Annotated in this window: 14 protein-coding genes and 1 pseudogene; 9 read left to right on the forward strand and 6 right to left on the reverse strand. The window is 65.3% G+C overall.

What is annotated here, in order from left to right:
* The 3 genes and pseudogenes from ACPW96_RS21765 to ACPW96_RS21775 all read left to right on the forward strand — a co-directional run.
* Positions 1–420, forward strand: a pseudogene (locus tag ACPW96_RS21765) (hypothetical protein); the annotation flags it as partial.
* Between the two features lie 624 nt (positions 421–1,044).
* On the forward strand, positions 1,045–1,467 hold the full coding sequence (locus tag ACPW96_RS21770; protein WP_425885730.1) for a hypothetical protein: 423 nt from the start codon (positions 1,045–1,047) through the stop codon (positions 1,465–1,467).
* 779 nt (positions 1,468–2,246) lie between these two features.
* On the forward strand, positions 2,247–2,570 hold the full coding sequence (locus tag ACPW96_RS21775; protein WP_425885731.1) for a hypothetical protein: 324 nt from the start codon (positions 2,247–2,249) through the stop codon (positions 2,568–2,570).
* A gap of 105 nt (positions 2,571–2,675) precedes the next feature.
* On the opposite strand, the gene ACPW96_RS21780 is transcribed toward ACPW96_RS21775, so the two are convergent.
* Positions 2,676–2,912, reverse strand: a complete 237-nt coding sequence (locus tag ACPW96_RS21780) for a hypothetical protein (protein WP_425885733.1) — start codon at positions 2,910–2,912, stop codon at positions 2,676–2,678.
* A 252-nt stretch (positions 2,913–3,164) separates the two neighbouring features.
* Here ACPW96_RS21780 and ACPW96_RS21785 point away from each other — a divergent pair, with 252 nt between their 5' ends.
* The gene (locus ACPW96_RS21785; protein WP_425885734.1) at positions 3,165–3,404 is read left to right on the forward strand and encodes a hypothetical protein; all 240 of its coding nucleotides are present in this window, start codon (positions 3,165–3,167) and stop codon (positions 3,402–3,404) included.
* Positions 3,405–3,609: 205 nt separating this feature from the next.
* Here the strand turns inward: ACPW96_RS21785 and ACPW96_RS21790 are convergent, their stop codons facing one another.
* Complete coding sequence (locus ACPW96_RS21790; RefSeq protein WP_425885736.1) at positions 3,610–4,665, reverse strand: ROK family protein; 1,056 nt, start codon at positions 4,663–4,665, stop codon at positions 3,610–3,612.
* A 159-nt stretch (positions 4,666–4,824) separates the two neighbouring features.
* Positions 4,825–5,865, reverse strand: coding sequence for a LacI family DNA-binding transcriptional regulator (locus ACPW96_RS21795; RefSeq protein ID WP_425885738.1), 1,041 nt, complete (start codon positions 5,863–5,865; stop codon positions 4,825–4,827).
* A gap of 275 nt (positions 5,866–6,140) precedes the next feature.
* On the opposite strand from ACPW96_RS21795, the gene ACPW96_RS21800 reads away from it, so the two are divergent.
* The 5 genes from ACPW96_RS21800 (at position 6,141) to ACPW96_RS21820 (ending at position 11,280) form a co-directional block, all read left to right on the forward strand.
* Positions 6,141–7,106, forward strand: coding sequence for a substrate-binding domain-containing protein (locus tag ACPW96_RS21800; protein WP_425885740.1), 966 nt, complete (start codon positions 6,141–6,143; stop codon positions 7,104–7,106).
* 69 nt (positions 7,107–7,175) lie between these two features.
* The gene (locus ACPW96_RS21805; RefSeq protein ID WP_425885742.1) at positions 7,176–8,210 is read left to right on the forward strand and encodes an ABC transporter permease; all 1,035 of its coding nucleotides are present in this window, start codon (positions 7,176–7,178) and stop codon (positions 8,208–8,210) included.
* Entirely contained in the window at positions 8,207–9,007 is an 801-nt protein-coding gene (locus ACPW96_RS21810; RefSeq protein WP_425821753.1) for an ATP-binding cassette domain-containing protein, read from the forward strand. The genes ACPW96_RS21805 and ACPW96_RS21810 overlap by 4 nt, the downstream gene beginning before the upstream one ends.
* 402 nt (positions 9,008–9,409) lie before the next feature.
* The gene (locus ACPW96_RS21815; RefSeq protein WP_425885744.1) at positions 9,410–10,372 is read left to right on the forward strand and encodes a hypothetical protein; all 963 of its coding nucleotides are present in this window, start codon (positions 9,410–9,412) and stop codon (positions 10,370–10,372) included.
* Between the two features lie 440 nt (positions 10,373–10,812).
* Complete coding sequence (locus ACPW96_RS21820) at positions 10,813–11,280, forward strand: DUF1345 domain-containing protein (RefSeq protein ID WP_425885781.1); 468 nt, start codon at positions 10,813–10,815, stop codon at positions 11,278–11,280.
* Here ACPW96_RS21820 and ACPW96_RS21825 read toward each other — a convergent pair.
* The 3 genes from ACPW96_RS21825 to ACPW96_RS21835 all read right to left on the reverse strand — a co-directional run bounded on the left by ACPW96_RS21825 (position 11,264) and on the right by ACPW96_RS21835 (position 19,544).
* Positions 11,264–12,814 carry a glycoside hydrolase family 32 protein gene (locus ACPW96_RS21825; protein ID WP_425885746.1) on the reverse strand — a complete coding sequence of 517 codons (1,551 nt, stop codon included), beginning with the start codon at positions 12,812–12,814 and terminating at the stop codon, positions 11,264–11,266. The genes ACPW96_RS21820 and ACPW96_RS21825 overlap by 17 nt on opposite strands.
* Positions 12,815–13,201: 387 nt before the next feature.
* A complete protein-coding gene (locus ACPW96_RS21830; RefSeq protein WP_425885748.1) occupies positions 13,202–14,953 on the reverse strand; it encodes a glycoside hydrolase family 68 protein in 1,752 nt (583 codons plus the stop codon).
* A gap of 2,146 nt (positions 14,954–17,099) precedes the next feature.
* Positions 17,100–19,544, reverse strand: a complete 2,445-nt coding sequence (locus ACPW96_RS21835) for a GH32 C-terminal domain-containing protein (RefSeq protein WP_425885750.1) — start codon at positions 19,542–19,544, stop codon at positions 17,100–17,102.
* Between the last annotated feature and the right edge of the window lie 208 nt (positions 19,545–19,752).

The following is a 19,752-nucleotide window of genomic DNA, read 5'->3' on the forward strand; positions in this document are numbered from 1 at the left end:
GACCAATCATGCCGGGCCCGGCAGGCTGTCACCGCCCAGCATGCTCACTGGACGGCCACGAAGAAAGTAACGGGGGGCGCTATCTTTGCGTTCGACATCAGCGGGACATTGATGAGCATCTTCTTCGCACTCATCGCGATCCCGGCCCTGATGGTAATGCTCTCCATCACGCTGCCCGCCCGTGTGAACCGCGCCACGAACCTCGTCGTGGCATCGCTCTACATCCCCGTCATGGTGTTCAACGCGGCCTCGACGAACTGGGAATGGGCCTCCTTCTACGGCCTCACCATCGGAGTCGAGGTGCTGATCCTGGCCTTCATCCTGCGCGCCGCCGGGACCTGGCCACGCCGCATCGCATCACCGGCGACCCCGGCAGGCAGCCTCGACAGCGAGCCACTCCGCACGCCGCAGCAGGCGTGACTGCCCGCCCCGCGCCCGACCATCCTTCGCTCGCGCCATCAGCGGGCACGGTCACCTGTTTCAGCGTTCGCTGTTGAGAACTCCGTCCCACCCCATCCCCCAGAACAGTCCCGGTCATGATCGGGGCACGCGAGCTCACCAAGCGCTACGGCGACACTACCGCCGTGCACTCCTTCAGCTTCACGATCGAGTTCGAGGCCTCATTGAACACGCCAGCTGTCCTGGCTGCGTGACTACGAGCTGTCACCTATTCGTGCAGCAGACCCGACTACTGCGTCTGGATGGTCGTGTCAGCCTCCCGGCGCTGGTCCCACCGCAGTTCCGGCTCGCGGCACGGGTTGGGCGAGGGCACAGTCCAGCTGTATGGAACGCTGTGGCCATTGAAGTGACCGCACTTCACACAGCGGTATTCAACCACGGGCTCAACGCGCTCGTCTCGCGTAACGGAACCCATGCTCGTTTCGAACTGCCTCATCTCGTGGTGTGCGGTCTTGAAGTTCCCGTACTCAAGAAAGTCATCCGTGCTACAGCTTGGACACACCGGGAAGTCGGCCATGAGTGGAGCAATCTACGACGAGCGGGCGGTGGCAGATGGACACCCATGGCTTACCTGAGTCAGCCGAAGTGCCGCGACCCTTCGATGCCGTCGCCCCGGAGACCTCGGCCCTATTCCTGCCCGAGGTGAGCAACGCATCCGCGCCCGTCCCCCGGTGCGGACCATCAGTGCAGCGACGCACGGGCTCGGATCAGGACGAGATCCCCGGGTGGGTGACGTGTCTGCCGGGCCGGTCCCGGCGACGTATGACGCCGACCCGACTGGGTTCGGCCTGGCCGGGCGTTGACGGCAGCGAGGGTGCGCGCGGTGGTCGCGGCGCCGTCGAAGTGCAGCGCCCGGTCGGGGATCGGGTGAAGACCGACATGCGGGACGGGGTGTACCTGACCCGCCTGCTGCGGCTGAGCGAGGCCGTCGAAGTCACCGTCCCGAGCATCGAGGCCGAGTCCCTCGGGATCTGGTCCGGGCGGGGGAGGACGCGCGCGGGAATCTGATGTCCCCTCGTCACCGGATCAGCAAGCTCGGCGTGCGGTGCTGACGGATGGTCAGGTCTTGGAGGATGCTATTGAGGTCCGCGAGGAAGCGGACGTGAAAGCAAAGCCATCCGAGGCGGCAGCGGCGAACCCTACGTCCGCGTCGCGTTGAAGGTTCTGCATCTCGGGCACTGGAAGATGGAGTTGCGGATCTGGCCGGCACGCACTCCGGTAGCGAGAAAATACTCGCATCGTCCGCAGTTGTAGTTCACTGGCCCGTCGCCAACGATGAACGGGAACGGGCCCTGTCCGCTGGTTGGCATACTGAATACGCTGGCCGTTCCCGGCTCTGGCTCGGGGATGACGAACAACGCCACGTTCACCACGAGGGTCCTCTACTGGGCGGCGCACGCAACAGCAATCCCTCCCTGGAATCTTTCGTTTCGGGTGGTTCCTCCCGAGCGGGCCTGGGGAAAGGGAGGGTTCTCGGGAGGAGCCCGAACCCGCCAGCCGCTCCGCCGTTTCACCCACATGGTGCGAGCGCTCAGAATGGGGGTGTTGGCTCCCCACGTGGCGGGTTTGCGATCAGGGTAACGTCAGGCGGCGCCGTTTGATAGCCCTCGACCGACCGGCGGATGCATCCGACCGAAGGCCGCTCTCACTCACCGTCAACGGTGATAGCGCGGGCGCCGAAAGGGGAACCGCGCGGAACTGTCGTTGGAGGTTGAGCATGGGCTCCGGGATCGCATCGGCGATGACAGCGTTGGGGGCGCTGGTCGGGCTTCGGTTACGCTCAGGCCGTGGGGAGATTCATTTGTGACACCGGTGGGAACGCGGTGGATATTGAGGAGCGCACGCTCGCGCATCTGCGGATCGTGTTTATGAACAAACTCCGTCGTTCGGAGTCGTTCATGTTTGACGTGGACGTGGGGGACGGCAGCGGGCGGAAGAGTTCTTGGGTGCACGCGTCGGTGCCGTTACAGTTCCACTTCTTTGGCAGCCGGAATCCGCAGATCAACCGCGCCTGGATTGAGGAGTTGATGCTGTCGGCGGGCGGGCCGAATGGTTTCACGGTCACGCCCGAGTCAGCGGAGCCGACTGGGGCGGTGGGGGCCTCGAGCTGAGCTACTCCTGGGATCCGTCGCCGATGACGGCGAAGGATCTGGTGGTGAAGTGCTCAGCGACGAGCATGATGCCGCCGGAGGAGTTGGCGGAGTTCGCCAGTTCCTCTACCCACTGTCGGCTGATACCGCAGGGTCGGGGTTATCGAACACGAACCTGAGGGGGATGGAGGGGTGTAGCCACAGCGTGCTCCGACCGCGCGGCTGGTCTTCCGGGTGCTGCCAGGAGAGGGTGAAGCTCTCACCCCGCCGCAGCTTGGTTGCGATCACGACTTTGAGGTGCGCCAGGGCGCGGTCCTCGATCTGGATCGGAGTCGCTGACCCTCCGTAATAGACAGTGCCCACGGGGCAACAGTAACGGTCGTTCGGGGGTCGGCTAGACGTGATCAGGTCACCTGTGAAGGGGATCCGCGAACTGCGGGGACCGGGCATCGTGGACCGGACACGAACAACGATCGACGACTAAGCGTCGGCAGTGGGGACGTGAGTGAAATGAAGACCATCGTCACCGCGTAGGGGGCCTACCCGACGGGCACGGAGATCGCGGATGCCGTCACCGGGTACGGTCTGGCGTTGGCGAGGGTACACAGCGTTGACATGGTCGTCATCCCCTTTGTCGCCACGAATGGCTCCCTCGCGCGAGTGGAGTTGCGGGTCGGGTGGCTCAGCGACATGGCGACCGTGTCCAGTGACGGGAACAGCGAGGACCTGGTAGAGGTCGACACGATCCTGGGGATCCTTGCGAAGATCGACTTCCTTGAGGGTCGCCGCGACCCTTTTTTGCCGACGACGACGCCGAGGGGTTCCGCTCCAGCGACCTCAACTGGGATGACCTGATTTGAGCAGGGACATACGTGACTCACCTTCCCCGCGGTGGCCGTTAGCGCCAAGCGCGCCGCTACGACAGGATGCGTCATCTCGCGGGTTGCCTCAGGCTCATCATCTGCACGCCCGCTATCGACCGCAAGCTGGGGATCTGTGCTGCACGTGGGTCGGCTTGGCCGGCGTGGCGGCCGGTGCTGAGGTGTTCGGTGCCGAGCGCTCAGCCCGCCGTGCGACGGCTGTGGGTGAGGTCGAGCACGCCGTTGCGTGCGAGGTCGAGGGCGGCGGCGACCGCCCCGATGCAGACGACGTGTCTGCCGAGCTGCGAGGTCACGAGTTCGGGAGCGGGCAGGTCGAGGTCGTGGGGGAGGGCGACGCGCGCGGCGGCAACCACCTCGGCCGCTTCTTCCGAGAAGGGGCCTGAGACTATGACGCGTCGGGGGTCGAAGAGGCTGCCGAATATTCCCGCCACAATCCCGAGCGTGGCGCTGACACGGGCGGCGATCCGCTGGGCGTCGGGGTCTCCGGCGCGCGCGGCCAGCAGCACGGTCCGAACGTCCAGGTTCTGGGGCTCGCTTCCCGTTAGGGAGCTGCCGGGTGCGACTTCGCCGGCCGGGACCGCTTCGCGGGCCCATTGTCTGGCGCGGTAGCCGAGTCCCCATGTTCCCTCGACGCCGATCACGTGATTGAACGCGACCATGTCCGCGACACCGCCGTGGGCGCCGCGTAGCAGGTGCCCATCGACGACGACGCCGGCGCCGAGGCGCTCGCCCGCGAGCAAGGTGACGTAGTCGCGGCATCCGATCGCCGCGCCGACCGATCCTTCGGCGACGGCCGCGAGAGACGCGTCGTTCGCCACCCGCACGAGCGGAGCCCACGCCGCGAAGAACTCTGCGAAGTCTGGGTTCATGCGGCGCCAGAGCCCGTCGCGGTGCGGCGGGGACGCGCCGGCACTGTCCACGGGTGCAGGAACGCCGATGCAGATCGCGAGCACGTCGGAGCGGGCGCGACCCGCTGCCTGGAGCGCCTCATCTACCGCAGTCGCGGCGGCCGCGCGTCGTTGGTCGGGGGAGTGATGTCCGTCGTCGAAGGGGGTGCGTTGCCGGGTGAGTTCAGTACCGCCGATATCGGCGACGGCGGTGGTGAGGTGCCGGCGGCCGGCGTCGATGCCGACCACCACGGCCGCGTCCGCCCGTCCCTCGAAGCGGTGGGCGGGCCGGACGCGGTCCCCGATCCGGATTGGAGTCGCTGACCCTCCGACGTAGACAGTGCCCACGGGGAAACAGTAGCGGTTGTTGTGCGGAGCAGGATCTTGCGGAGACGCCGTAGTGAAGCAGTCGACGGCGGTAGCGGGCACGCGGGTTCCGGACGCCTCGAAGGCGGGGCGTTGGCCGCCGTTTCTTCAGCGCAGTTTTTGATCAACGGGGCTGGGCGTTTAGGGTGTGATCTCGCCTGTTCCGCGCTGAATGAGTGTGGTGGGAATTGCCAGCGTGGTTGGGGAGAGGTCCGTCCCGTCGAGTCGGGCGAAGATCCGCTGGGCGGCGGTGGAGCCGATGGTGTGGGCGTCTTGGGCGATCACGGTGACTCCGGGCTCGAGCAGGTCTGCGAGAGGCAGGTCGTCGAATCCGACCAGAGCGATCCGGTGTTGCAGGTTTCGAGCGCGGAGGGCGTGGAGCGCTGCGAAGGTGATGAGATTTTGGGCGCTGAAGATCGCGGTGGGCGGGTCCTCGCCGTCGAGGAGTTCGCCGAGGGCCTGCTCGGCGGTTGCTGCGTCGTGCAGTTCGGTGCGCAGGCGTGCGTTGAAGGTGGACACGCCCGCCCTGCCGAGCTCTTCGAGGAACCCGCGGCGCCTCTCCGCTGCGGTCTGGATCGTGAGTCGGTCACCGAGAAAGGCGATGCGGCGGTGCCCGTGGGCGAGCAGGTGGGCGGTGGCGCGGGCGGCGCCGTCGGCGTTGTCGCTGGTGACTACGTCGACCTGGAGGCCTGTTGGTTCCCGGTCGACGAACACCACGGGGGTGTCGCGCTCGAGTGTGGGCAGTAGATAGTTGTGGCTGCGTGAGGCGGTGGTCAGGATGAGCCCGTCCACCCGTCGGCGGAGGAATGCTTCGACCGCGTGCTGTTCGCGGGAGGGATCGTCGTCCAGGCTGGAGGCGAACACGGCGACGTCGCGTTCGATCGCGGCGTCTTCGATCGCGCGGTGGATCGCGCCGGCGAACGGGTTGTCCACGCTGCCCACGAGCAACCCCAGGGTGCGGGTCCGTCCGTCCGCCCGCCGCAGGTTTCCGGCAAGCATGTCGAGGTGATAGTCCAGGCTGCGTGCGGCGGCACGCACCCGCGCGGTGGTCGCGGCTGAGACGTTCGGCTCGCCGTTGATCACGCGCGACACCGTCTTCACGCCCACCCCGGCGAGGGCGGCCACGTGCCTCATCGTGGCGCGAGGGCGAGTGTGGCTGCTGTGCGGATCCTGCTCTGACATCGGTGTCACATTCTTGTTTCCATCGGCTTCGGTCGCTTGACTACGACCGCATAGTCGTCTAGACAAGCATATTGACATCGTTGTCAGTCGACAGCGCTACTTCGAACCGAAAGAAAATTTCAATGGGGAATCACATGCACCGCGGCCCTCGGGCCCTGTTCACCGCCGGCGCGTTTGCGGCGGCAGCAGCACTGACGTTGACCGGTTGCGCGTCCACGAGCACGGGTGGTGCCGCCCCCTCTGCGGCCGGTGATAGCGGCGAGGAGGAGATCGGCGTGTCGTTGATCGTGAAGACCAACTCGAACCCGTTCTTCATCGCCATGCAGGACGGCGCGCAGGCGGCCGCGGACGAGAACGGCGTCGCCTTGACAATGGCCGCCGGCAAGGAGGACGGAGATGAGGACACACAGATCCAGGCCATCGAGGCGGCGATCTCGAAGGGCGACGCGGGCATTCTGATCACCCCGAACGGACCGGCCGTGCTGGATGCGATCGAGAAGGCGCGGGATGCGGGCCTGTTCGTGATCGCGTTGGACACGGTGCCGGACCCTGCCGACGCGGTGGACATCACCTTCGCGACGGACAACTATCTGGCCGGGCAGCTGATCGGCCAGTGGACGGCCAGTACCCTGGCGGGCGATGACGCGGTGATCGGACTGATCGATTTGTTCGATGACAAGGTGGTGAGTGTCGACTACAACCGCGACCAGGGCTTCCTGAACGGGATGGGCATCGACGTCGCCGATGAGCAGGTCAACGGTGATGAGGAGGCCACCGGGGAGTACAGCGGCGGCAGCTACACCATCGTCGGCAACGAGGCCGCCCAGGGCGCCGAGGACGGCGGGCGGGCCGCGATGGAGAACCTGCTCGCGAAGAATCCGGACATCAACGTCGTGTACACACTCAACGAGCCCACCGCGTACGGCGCCTTCCAAGCACTCGAGGCAGCAGGCAAGGGGCCGGATGATGTTCTCATCGTCTCGATCGATGGAGGGTGTGCCGGTGTCGGTCAGGTGGCTGACGGCATCATCGACGCCACCAGCCAGCAGTACCCCGTGAAGATGGCCGAACTCGGCGTCGAGGCGATTGTCGAGCTCGTCGAGACCGGTGAGGCCCCTGAGCCAAGTGAAGGCCTGGACTTCTTCAACACCGGTGTTGCACTGGTGACCGATCAGCCCGTCGACGGTGTCGATTCAATCGACACCGCGGAAGCCGCCAGCATCTGCTGGGGCGGCGAGTAACAGACCCGGGATGCCGCGGCGCACCCGTCGCGGCATCCCCTCACCCCTGAATCAACGGAAGTGACCCCCGTGACCCAATCAGCCCCTCCAACCTCCACGCTTGACCTTGCCGCGGAATTCCTTGACCGGCGCACGCCCCTGGATCGTGTCCGCGGAATCCTGCATCGCTACCCGGCGATCAGCCCGGCCGTGGTCCTCGTGCTGGCCGTTCTCGTCTTCGGAAGCATCAACCCGCGGTTCTTCGCCGCCGCGAACCTGTCACTGATCCTGGACCAGGTCTCCGTCGTCGGCACGGTCGCCGTCGCGCAGACGCTCATCATCCTGACGGCCGGCATCGACCTCTCCGTCGGCGCGGCCATGATTCTCGCATCGATGGTCATGGCCCAAACCGCAGTCCACAACGGTCTACCCGCGCCGCTTGCCCTCCTTGCCGGGCTTCTCGCGGCCCTGGCAGCGGGCGCGCTGAACGGTTTTCTCGTCACGCGGGTGAAGCTTCCGCCGTTCATCGCCACCCTCGGCACTTTGAATATCTTCGTCGCGCTGACGCTTCTTTATAGTGGCGGCCAGACCATCCGCAAAGCCGAGATGCCCGAACTGCTGACTTGGACGGCCACCGCGTTCCCGCTCGGAGACGTTCGCCTCACCGTTGGCGTCATCATCATGCTGGCCCTGTACGTCGTGATGGCATATGTGCTCGGGCGCACCGCCTGGGGCCGACACGTCTACGCCGTCGGAGATGACGCAGAAGCGGCTCGGCTTGCGGGAATCTCCACGGGACGAGTGCTGATGAGCGTCTACATCGCGGCAGGTGCCGTCCTCGCCGTTGCAGCCTGGATCCAGATAGGCCGATCCGGAGCTGCCAGCCCGAACGCCGGCGCCGATCTCAACCTCGACTCGATCACCGCCGTCGTGATCGGCGGGACCTCCCTCTTCGGGGGCCGGGGCATCATCTGGGGGACCCTGCTTGGCGCCATAATCGTCGGCGTGTTCAGAAACGGACTGTTTCTCGCCGGCGTGGACGGCCTCTATCAAACACTCGCCATCGGCATCCTTGTGATCGTCGCGGTCTCTGTGGACCAGTGGATCCGAAAGGTACGCAAATGACTCTCATCGACAACACCGCGGCCGCACCGGCGGCGCCCTCGGGGACGCCCATACTTGAGGCCCGACGCCTCGTCAAAACGTTCGGCCGGGTCGTCGGCCTGGACGGGGTCAGCCTTCAACTGCACGCAGGCGAGGTGCTCGCCATCATCGGAGACAACGGGGCCGGCAAATCGACCCTCGTCAAGTGCCTCACCGGTGCCTATATTCCCGACGACGGCCAACTGCTGCTCGACGGGCAAGAGGTGCACTTCAAACGTCCCCAAGACGCACGGTCCGCCGGAATCGAAACCGTCTACCAGAACTTGGCGGTCTCCCCAGCACTGGACGTCGCCTCGAATCTGTTCCTGGGCCGGGAGCGCCGCAAACCCGGCATCGCGGGCTCCCTCTTCCGTGCGCTGGACACCTCAGGAATGCGCAAGGAAGCCCGCGAGCAGGTGCAGAAGCTTGGCATCTCAACCCTGCAAGATGTCAGCGTGGCGGTAGAAAACCTCTCCGGCGGGCAGCGCCAGGCCGTGGCCGTCGCGCGTGCCGCGGCTTTCGGGTCCAAAGTGGTGGTCCTCGACGAGCCCACAGCCGCGCTGGGCGTTCGCGAGTCCAACCAGGTTCTCGAGCTCATCCAACGGCTGCGAGAGAACGGGATCCCGGTCATCCTCATCTCACACAACATGCCACACGTGTTCCAGGTCGCCGACCGCATCCACATCCAACGCCTCGGCAAGAGAGCGGCGACGATCACACCGCAGTCGCATACGATGACCGACGCCGTCGCCATCATGACAGGAGCGGCAACCGCCTGACCCTCGCCGTGCGCGCCTCGTGGGGTCACTGGGCGCGCACGGCGAGCCATCCTCCCGCAGGGGAGGAGTTCTCACACTTGGACCCGCACGGTCGGTACGCGCTCCTCCCAGCGGGCGGATAACTCTTCTTATCGGCAGGACGTGACATCGACTGACAACGATGTCATGATGACCTTCATGAACACACGACTTAGGGCAGACGGGCGCAGCGGAGTGTACCGGCGCACCATTCGAGCACTCGCAGCACTCGCAGTGGCAGGTGTACTCGCGGTGCCCACCGCGGCGTACGCGAACGGGTCCGACACTGTCCCGCCGGAGCCCGGGGACACGGGTGGGGACGTCGTCCTGCTAGATGCCGAAGACGGTTTCCTTGAGCCAGAGTGGGCTGACGCGGGATTCTACATGTCACCGGTCGGTCAGGCGGACTCCGGCAAGGACGTCACCGGGTACCAGGGTGAGTTCTACCTGGACAGCTGGAACTACTCGGACCGACGCGTTGGTCATCTGACATCGCAGCCGATAACCGCGACCGCCGACTACCTCAACGTTCTGATCGGCGGTGGCCAGCATCCGCACCGCCCGGGCGGCACGATCCCGGTACCCGACGGTTACTTCTTCCGCCTCGAACCCAACCCTGCCTTCGCCACCTTCGAAGCGTCCGACATGGGGTTGAACATCGTTCCCCTGGCCTCGCTGGGCTGGACCGGTGCAGGCGACTTCGCCAACGCCCAAAACTCGACCAACTTCTTGGAGGGCCAGGTCGGGCCGGCCGTCCTAGACACCTGCGTCGGTCGCTGCGACGCGGAGATGGGCACCATCACCTCCGCGACCTTCGCCATCACCGAGGACTGGATCAACCTGCTGGTCGGCGGCGGCGACCACCCGTGGGGATCACCCGGCGCCACCGCGGTGCGACTGCTCGTGGACGGCCAAACCGTGCACACCGCAACGGGGGACAACTCCGCGTCACTGGATTGGACGGCCTGGGATGTCCGAGCGTGGATCGGGCAGGACGCACAGATCCAGGTCGTCGACGACCGCGCCAGCAACGACTGGGGGCATCTGATGATCGACAACGTCCTGTTCGAGAACCAACCCAGGAACCCCTGGTCGTACGAGACGGGTGTCGTGGTGCGCACGGCAGTCGAGAACCCCTCCGCCCCGAATGGGGTCGTCCTGGGCGATGTGATCGGTTCTGTCACCGGAAACAACAGCTCCGCCATGGTTCCTGCAACGATCGATCTGCGCTCCGTCGCTGGCCAGAAAATCGTCGTTCAGGTCCTGGACACGTACACCGGCTCGGACTGGGGACATCTCCTGATCGATCAGATCGTCCTCAGCAACCAAGCAGCCGTCACCCCATGAAGCAACGGCCTCCGAGGTCCGCATCCCCGGGGCGAGGCACCATCCGCCGCGGGGTGCGAAGGTGCTTACTGGCAGCAACATCAGCGACACCACCATGCGCCGACGCGGCCGAAGCCCCCTCACTGTCGCCTGCTAGATTCCTCAATCACCCCTGGTTGCGATGACCGCTGGAACCAAGGCGCCGTCGACGTCATTTCACCCCACCGGAAACACCGCGGTGCCTCCGCCGAGGAGAGCGGTGCTGATCAACAAAGCCGCCAGTCGGATGCTGTCACGACGGTCGGCGCCGTCGAGCACGTGGAGACATGGGAATGCCCCGGGGTCGCCGAACCCCGGGGCATCCGATCGGTTAGGTTTTCAGCCGCCGTACTGCGCCATCAGCCTTTCGATCAGCGCTCTGCTGCGCGGGGGGACCGGCTCGCCTTGCAGGTAGTTCGTCGATCCACGGACCGACCACGTCGCGGATCCTCACCCTCGGCATCGCCACGGTCATCCTGTCCTGGGTCCTGGTCAACACCGTGTACACCCTTACCTACGCATGGCAGTACTACGCCGAGGAGCCTGGCGGGATCGACGTCAACCAAGAAACACTGCCCGGCTATACCGACTTCGCCTCCCTCGCCTTCACCATCGGAATGACGTGCAGCGCTCCCGACGCAAGCGTGCGCAGTACCCCAATGCGGCGGATCGTCCTCCGGCATAGCCTGATCTCGTTCCCCTTCGGCACCGGCGTCCTGGCCGTCGTCATAAGCCTGGCTCCACAACCGACTGTGCGACGAGACACCGGTCGCCGCCGGAAAGCTCGAAGCGCGACGGGCCATTTTCCGATTCCGGCGAGCTGCGCGTTCGTTTGGAACCGGAGTGTGGGGCCGTGCAAGCGACAGGTGAGTTTCATTCGTCTTGTCTGAGCAAGAGCTCTGCGATGCGCAATTCCTGGACCATCGCTTCGCCTCCGACTGACTCCACCCGAAGTGCGGATGATCCCGGGTAGATGAGAGACGTGAGTGACTGGGCGCCGTCATTTGTGAAGATCTCCAAAGTGGATCCGTCGACGATGACATCCAGGCGTACTTCGCCGTCAGCGGACCAGGGTGCCGGGGCGGTCTGGATAGCGGTGTAGACCGCTGGCAGGGTGGCGGCCGCGGCGTCGGTTCCGCGGGCGATGAAGATGTGTTCGGCGACGGCGTCGAAGCCGAACGTCACGCTCTCACCGGGCGGGCCGAGCAGTATCCTCAGCTCATCGGATCGGAATGTGTTGCGATCCAGTGTGATGCGGAGCCGGAACGTATGGCCTTTGGGCTGGAGGGTGGGTTCAATGCTCTGCTGGCCGTCGACCGTGAGGTTGGTGTCGTGTCGCGGTTGCACTTCGAGCGCGTCGAGCGTGTCCGGGGGAGTGCTATGGAGGGTGAGCGTGCCGTCGCTGCGTTCCTCGAGGCGGAGCGTTCGCACGAGGGACTGGGCGCCACCTTGCCAGCTCGTGGTGGGCAGGTCTCCCGCGTAGGCCCAGTTGTTCATCCACCCCAGCGCGAAGCGTCCAGCGAGGCGCTCGGACACGTCGAGCCGAGAGTCGTCCCAGGTGACCGCGGCGTAGAAGTCGGAGCCCCCGTCCAGCCACTGGGGTTCCTCCTGCGCGGCTGTGAACGTTTCACCGTCCCAATCTCCCGTCCAGTAGGCGTAGCCGGTGGCCCGTCCGTATGCTGCGCCGTTGGCGCTCGTGCCCAGCACCCAGGTGGTGCGTGTCGGGTCGCCATCGATGGACATCTGGAACAGGTCGGGGCATTCCAGCAGTCCCAGGTCGTGGCGCTCGATTCCGGAGCGGTACGTCCACTGCGTGAGATTGGTGGAGGTGTAGAAGCCGAGTTTCTCGCCTTCGGCGAGGATCATCACCCATTGTCTCGAAGCGTCGTCCCAGACCACCTTCGGGTCACGCCAGTGCAGGGACCCAGGGTTATCCATCACGGGGTTCCCGTCGTACTCCGTGAACGTATAGCCGTTGTCGGCAGACCAGAACAGAGACTGCCGCTGCACGCCCTGATCCTGCTGGGTCACAAGTGCAACGATCGCACCCCGGCCGAACCCCGCCGTGTTCTCAACGTCGACCACGGCACTGCCCGATTGGATGTCACCGAGCCCGTTCTCATACTTCCGGATAGCAACACCCTGGTTCTGCCACGACACCAGATCCGCCGACGTGGCGTGGTACCACTCCGTACCGTTGCCCTCCGGATAGTCGGAGTTGTAAAGGTAGTACAGGTGCCACTCGCCGCCGGCGAAGAACGGGCGCTGCGGGTCGTTCATCCAATGCTCGTCCGGCGTGAGGTGCAGGGCTGGCCGGTACGCGGCATCCGGCGCCGGCGCCGGGCTGTCCGACGAAGCCGTCGGCGTGGGCTCCGGATCCTCTCCCACACATGCCGCCAGGAGCAGCAGGAGCAGGATCCCCACCCCGCCCGCAAACGACCCGCTTCGCGGCCTACCCCGCGCCGCTCCACGCCCGCTCACCAGGGTGCCGGCAGCGGGCGTAGACACGACAGCTTCACCTGCGCCTCTCAGAGCCGGCATTCCCACGGTCGCAGTCCCTTCTGCGAGGTGATGAACCACCGCGTCACGCTCAGCGACTCACGCAACGATGAGCACGTTCGTGTCCCATTTTCCGTCCTCCGGGGCCGCCACCGCAGCTGGATACAGCGTGTTCACTCGCTCACCCTGCCAGCCGACGAGAGCCCCGGCTGAGAAGTCGTTCCATTGTCGACTTGACACACTCGGGTGACGGTGGGGGCGTGGGAATGCCCCGGGGTCGCCGAACCCCGGGGCATCCGATCGGTTAGGTGTTTAGCCGCCGTATTGTGCGATGAGCCTTTGGATCAGCGCTCTGGTGCGCGGGGGGACCGGCTCGCCCTGCATGTAGTCGTCGATCCACGGACCGACCACGTCGCGGATCCTCTCGACCGTGGCGTCGGAGACGGTCACGGTGTACTTGCCCGCTGTCAACATGTGCAGGTTGGCCGGGATGTCCGCCCAGCCGCCGAGCCCGTCGTTCCCGTAGGAGTAGTCCACGGCGGACGTGTCTCCTTCAAGGTCGACCTTCACGGTGGGGGCGAGGGTGCCGCCCCGCACGAAGTTGTCGTGCGTGCCGATCGTATCGATGAAGGACTGCACCAACCCGCCGGGCATGACGTAGTGCGAGTACGCCTGGAAGTGTCCGGGGTGCTGGTTGAAGTCCGGGGCGAAGGGCTCCCCACCGAGGAAGTTCAGGTTCGTCGGGTTGCCCAGGGCGAGACCGGAACCATGGTTCAGCGGCTGGAAGTCGCTGCGGATGCCGTCGCCGACGAACGCGTAAACACCCTCAGGTCCGTCCAAGCCGGCCGCGAACGTGCTGCGGTGGCTGATCGTGAACAGGTAGTACTTCCCGTCCTTAAAGATGAACTGCGGCCGTTCGGTCTGGTCGGTGACGCAGTTCGCGGAGAGGATCGGTGGCAGGAACTCCCACTCCGTGAGGTCATCATTCAGCGCCTTGGCCAGCCCGATGTTGCCGATGTCGAGCGGCGCGGCTGAGTTGTTGACCTCTTCCACGGTCTCCGCGTACGGGTCGCCGTCCCGGTAGCCGAGGTCTTCCGCGTCACAGGTGGCCGTCTCGCGATCCATCGCCGTGTTGCCCTCGAACACCATGTAGGTCTCGCCCGGGTGGGCGGGGTCCTCGAACGTGAACGGGTCGCGGAAGTTGAAGAACGGGTTCTGCGCACCGGTCTGGTAGTACGTGCCGTCGGCCTGGAGCAGGTCGATGACCTCATCGAACCCGCTGAACGACACCCCGCCCGGGCCCGCATGCACCTTGCCGACGCTCAGCGCGATCCGCGGGTCGTACGGCTTGATGTTGCTGCCATCCGGGTTGCGGTAGAACGCGACATCGGTGAAGAACAGCTTGATCTCACCACCCTTGAACACCCGTGCCGACCCCGACCACTGCGTCTGGTGGCTGAAGGACTGGTCCTCGAAGATCTGACCGGTGACGCCCTCCTCGAACACGAGTCCGCCATAGGTCCAGCCACCATCCTCGGGACGCTGCTCGTCCGTGAGGAAGGCGGGACGGTAGAAGTACCCGATCTTCGCGAACGTGTGCCGTTCATCGAAGACAAGGCTGCGGTCAGCGACCAGGGAGAAAAGAATCTCCTGCCCGTTCACCGAATACTGATCCCCGTTCTCATCCGTCAGCGGCCAGGAATCCCACACCCACACCTGCTCGTCCGACATGTCCGGGAAATCCTGCGGGATCGTCGGCATCGTGAGCGACGCCGGCATCGAATTCTCCCGGGACGGCGCGTCCGGATCGGACAGCCGCTTCAACTGCATCGCGTCGGCACGCGTCCACTTCGCGGTGAAGTCATCCTCCGGAGCGAACGCCTCCTGCGTGTGCACCGTGGGCTCCGGACCCTCCTGAAGTGGCTGCCCATGACCGGCCACCACAACCCCACCGGGGGCGGCCAGAGCCGCCGGCGTACCGGCGACCAACGCGGTCGCGACGAGCGCGCCCGCTACCAGGCCGCTCGTGACACGGCGTGTGACACGCCGTTCTGATAGTTGCATGCAACAACTCCTCTTCATTGAGTACTACACAAATCGCTTTGCGAGGTGATTCATAGTTCCACGCCCCGCGAAGCGCGTATGTCCCCCATTCGGGGGACAACCGTGGCCGGGGCCGGTTGAAGCAAGGGGCGCGCGAAGCGGGGGCTGGTCAGACGTTGCTGTCGGTTCGTCGCTGAGGATCTTGAAGCGGCGTCGGCGGGGCCTGCTTCTGCGTCACGTTGAACGCCGTGCATCTCGGGCACTGGTCTGGCGGACTGAACACGTTGGCGATTCCCGGCTCTGGCTCGGGGATGACGAACAACGTCACGGTCACCACGAGGGTCCTCCGTTGTGCGGCGAACGCACCGAGCAATCCCTCCCTGGGAATTTTTCACGTCGGGTGGTTCCTCCCGAGCGAGCCTCCGGGGGAAGGGAGGGTTCTCGGGAGGAGCCCGAACCCGCCAGCCGCTCCGCCGTTTCACCCACACGGGTGCGAGCGCTCAGAATGGGGGGTGTTGCCTCCCCACGTGGCGGGTCTGCGATGAGAGTAACCTCAGGCGGCGCCGTTTGATACCCCTCGACCGGCGGAGCCTCCTATGTGATTGGTCTCGTTCACCGTCGACGACGATAGCGCCGCGTCAAAAGACAATCGCCCCGAGTGTTGTCGGGGCGTGAGCATGGGAGGGACGGGCTCGGGTTGATTGAAGACGACAGTGACGGAATCGATGGGCGCAACCACACGTCCTCCGCCGCGCGGTTGATCGGTTGGCTGTCGCCGGCGCTTCCGGGGGCGGTGGTGCGGTGGAAGGACCACTGCCGTCGTGCGTGGCTTCCGGCGTACGCTGTGGCTGCCGGAGGGTTCGAAGCTGATCCCGGTGACCCGCAACGGGGGCGAGCACACGGCACTACCCACTCGACGTTGCCGACACAGCCGAACACCTGTCGCGGCCGCTGAATGCGACGCGGACTCCGGCTCAGCTAGGAGGTAAGCATGAGCTACATGGACCGCGTTCTCCTCGTCGGGTTAGAAATAATCGACATCACCGCCCGCGACGACGACGACGCCACCCTCCGGATACAGCCGAGTTCGAGCACAACGATGTCGAACCAGTGCACGTCGCGCAATGGCTCGCATGTGTGGCCATGCTCTCCCTGGACAGAACCCGGACTGGCGTGCACTGCTGGATCAACAACTCGCCCAGGCACGCCTCATCGCATCAGCGAACCTCCCCGACCACGGACCGCCGCTGCTCCGGGACCGGCAGAAAGAGTAGCTCACGATCCTCACGATCCCTGGGCGTGCCGCTATCCTGATCGAAGACCCGCCGCCGCGTCCGGTGCCAGTTCCCCAGGCTGAGCACTCACCGCGCTCTGCAGCGGCGGGCCGGCCTGCGGGTTCAGGTTCCCCCCGAGAACCTTGACCCCCACGAGGCCGCTCTCGGGGGGAACCGCCCCGTCACTCTACCCACCGCATCATCCGACGACCAGGTTCTCGGCGACGTCCCGGATCCCAGCTCTAAGCCGCCGCGCTTTCGCGTCCGCCCGACTCCACTCCGCAGGAGGCGCCATGGGGCGGCATTACCACTTCGGGCACCGAACCCTCACGCGTTGATGTCAGGGCACCGGTCCCACGTCGTGCGTCGCCGTCTCATTGGGGGTGTCTGGAACGGCGACATCCGCGCCGGAGACACACGTTGCTAGTGGGTGCGATCCTGCTTGCACGGGCCGCGGCGACGGTGCGCCCTATTCGTCCCGCTCATCCCCGGTGGCCTGGGCCGGAGCGATCTCGATCCACCCGCAGCCCGGACACTCCCACCCGGCCATCATCGCCTGCATCACGTCGCCGCAGTCCGGGCAGCGAACCCAATCAGCGGCGCCCGTGGCTTGCGGAGAGCCCGTGACCGGCGGACGTTGAAGAGGCGGAGCCGGTCGCGGCCACTGGTTTCTAGTCGGCATGCGGGTCATGGTAATCTCGCCCGGTTTCCGCCATGTGAATACGAACTTGACCTCGACATCGCACGGACCACGGCCACCAACGTCGGTGTCTCGGTGGGCCGGTCAGCCAACGGATCGCGACACACGAACATTGGCAACTACGGCGCCGACCGGTACGTCGACCGCGGACCATCCGAACGCACCGGATACACCCCTCGCACTGTTGTGTCGATTACCGCACGACGCGTGAGATCACCTTGGCGTCGACGGTGCCGCCGTGTGCATACACCGCGATTCCATCACTGCTGAGGTGGGGGTAGATCAGGTCGGTGATCGCCACCCGTCCGTCCGCGGTGAAGACCTCGACGGACGATTTGTCGACCAGGATCCGCAGTGCGAGCTTTCCGTCAACCAGTGGTACGGCCACTCGGTGGGTCGCGGAAAACAGTGGGCTGAAGGAGTTCTCCCCGGATTCAGTTCGGTCGAGGTATAGTTCGCCGTCTGACCACCCGATCCGGGTACCCTGATCCGCGCCCATCCGCACCACGACACCGGTGTCGGTCGTTCCATGCGGGGTGAGGGTGACATTCAGCTCTATCGCGGTCCCCTGGGCGGCGAGGGTCTGAGTGCCATCGAGTCCTTTGAGGTTCGCTGTGGTGGCCTTCCCCAGGTTTTTGTTGAACTCTCTGACTGGCTCCTGTACCAATGAGGGGCGGCCTGCGTTATCTGTGAGAGACAGTTCACGCGCGATCGACTGCGCGCCCCGCCACGGCGAGGTGGGTGTCGAGTTTGCGTAGTCCCAATTGCCGAGCCAGGCGATCTGCACGCGTCGGTCACCCGGGAGGTTATTGAAGGTCACGCCGGCGTAGTAGTCGGCGCCGTGGTCGATCCATCTCACCCTGCTGGCAGCGTCGACGGCCGGTTCGCTCGCGAGCATGATCTGATCTGCGTAGAGGTGACCCCAGCCGCCGGTCGCGTTGTCGATGAGCTGGAGGTGCCCGGTCTTGCCCTGCAGGTCGGCGAGATGCCACGATGTCCAATCCAGTGACGCGCTGTTCGCGCCGGTAGCAGAGCGCACGACTTCACCGTCGACGACGAGGTTGGCTGTGGCCTCTTGTCCCCAGGGCGCCGCTGCGGTGTGGGAGAGAACGATGTGATCGATCATGATGTGCCCCCAATCGGCCGTTCGCTGGTCGGTCACCTGGATGTAGGCGGACTGTCCTTGGTAGGGCGTCACGTCCCAGGCCCGCCAGTTCAGATTGGGGGAGTTGACGCCGGTCTCCGTTTTCACGACCTGTCCGTCGACGATGAGTGACACCGCGGTGGGCTCAGGGCCGGAAAGCGGGTGGTTGCCGCCAGCGACCAGCAGGTTGATGAAATCGCTGTCGATGGTGAACTCGGGGGAACGCACGGTGCCCACCGCAGGGTCACATCCATCCCAGCATGTGTCGAGAACGCCGCGGCCGACCCGGCCAGGCAGATCACTCCACGTCGTGTTGGTTAGGCCGGTGAAGCTGCCCGTTCCCGTCCATCCGGCTTGGAGCCCGTCGGCCTCGAAACCGGCGAAGACTTGCCCGGCGGGCGGCTCGGTGGAACCGCCTTCCACGTGCGGATAGTTGCCGCCGCCCACGAGGAGGTTGAGGTAGGGCTGATTGATGAGGAAGTCGGGTGAGCTGAGGGTCCCGGTCTCGAAGTCGCCTTCGCCGTAGCTGTCGACGTAGCGCGAACCTATCGCGCCGAACACGTCCGCGGGCGGGACGTCCGGCCCCGTGCCAAACGCCGTGCCCGTAGTCGTCCAGCCCGCATCCCAGCTCGTGCTCTCGAAGTCGCTGATCACGGTGCCGGTGGGAGGTGTGTACGAGGTGTCAGGAGAGGTGAAGGTGGAACCGTCGAAATCGCCGACGAAGTATTGCATCTTGCCCGCGACGCTCAGCGTGAGAACCCACTTCTGGGTGGTGACGCCCCTGGCGTCGGTATACGGCAGCACAAAAAGATCCGGGCATTCCCAGACGCTTCCGGTTGCTCCCGCAGGCCCAAAGTCGCTTTGGTGCGTCCAGGTCTTGAGATCCGCACTGGAATAGATTCCGACCTTGCGCTCGACCGACTTGGCAACGACCATCACCCACCGGCTCGTCTGGGTGTCCCAGAAGACCTTCGGGTCCCTGAAATCCGAAGAGCCGATGTCCAGCACGGGGTTCCCGGAGTATTTCGTCCAGGTTTCTCCGGCGTCGCGGCTGTAGGCCAGCGCCTGCCGCTGAGCTCCGGTGTGCCTGTCGCGGCTGGTGTAGATCGCAACCAGCGGGGGGTTTTTCTTGCTCGTACCGAAACCGGATGTGTTGGCTTCATCTAGCACGACACTCCCCGACCAGATCTCCTCGTTGGCGTCTGCTGCGATCGCGACCGGGTGCTCCATCCAATTGACCAGATCGGTGCTGGTGGCGTGGCCCCATGAACCGTTGCCGGCGGTATTCCCCGACGGATTGAGCTGGTGGTAGAGGTGGTAGATCCCCTTGTAGTGGATTAGGCCGTTCGGATCGTTCATGAAGTTCTTGGTCGGCGTGTAGTGATAGGACGGCCGCCACTGGGCGGTTTCATCCGACGAAACCGCGGCTGCAGGTACACCGACTAACGCGGCTGTGACAGCAACCGCGAGCATAGCGAGGAAGGGGGGTCGCATCTAGCACTCCTTTGACAACGATGTCATCCCTGCCCGCACAAATGGCTTGTTGAAAGGGGGAGGGGGTGGTGCTTATCGAGGGCGATCCTCGTCCGCCGAACGTTACATGCCGTTCAAGTCGGCGTCAACCTTTCTCCGGAGCCCGTCAGAACCCTTTCTAAACCTCGATCCGCTGCGGCGGAGCATGGCGGCCGGGTTGGGAAAGGTG

Source organism: Micromonospora sp. DT81.3, assembly GCF_049847225.1.
In the GTDB taxonomy this organism is placed as follows: Bacteria; Actinomycetota; Actinomycetes; order Actinomycetales; family Microbacteriaceae; genus Microbacterium.

Bases quoted from the DNA above. Each gene is read 5' to 3' on its own strand.
- ACPW96_RS21785 (WP_425885734.1), top strand. From the start codon at position 3,165: ATGGTCGTCATCCCCTTTGTCGCCACGAATGGCTCCCTCGCGCGAGTG.
- ACPW96_RS21835 (WP_425885750.1), bottom strand. From the start codon at position 19,544: ATGCGACCCCCCTTCCTCGCTATGCTCGCGGTTGCTGTCACAGCCGCG.
- ACPW96_RS21810 (WP_425821753.1), top strand. From the start codon at position 8,207: ATGACTCTCATCGACAACACCGCGGCCGCACCGGCGGCGCCCTCGGGG.
- ACPW96_RS21795 (WP_425885738.1), bottom strand. From the start codon at position 5,865: ATGTCAGAGCAGGATCCGCACAGCAGCCACACTCGCCCTCGCGCCACG.
- ACPW96_RS21815 (WP_425885744.1), top strand. From the start codon at position 9,410: ATGTCACCGGTCGGTCAGGCGGACTCCGGCAAGGACGTCACCGGGTAC.
- ACPW96_RS21830 (WP_425885748.1), bottom strand. From the start codon at position 14,953: ATGCAACTATCAGAACGGCGTGTCACACGCCGTGTCACGAGCGGCCTG.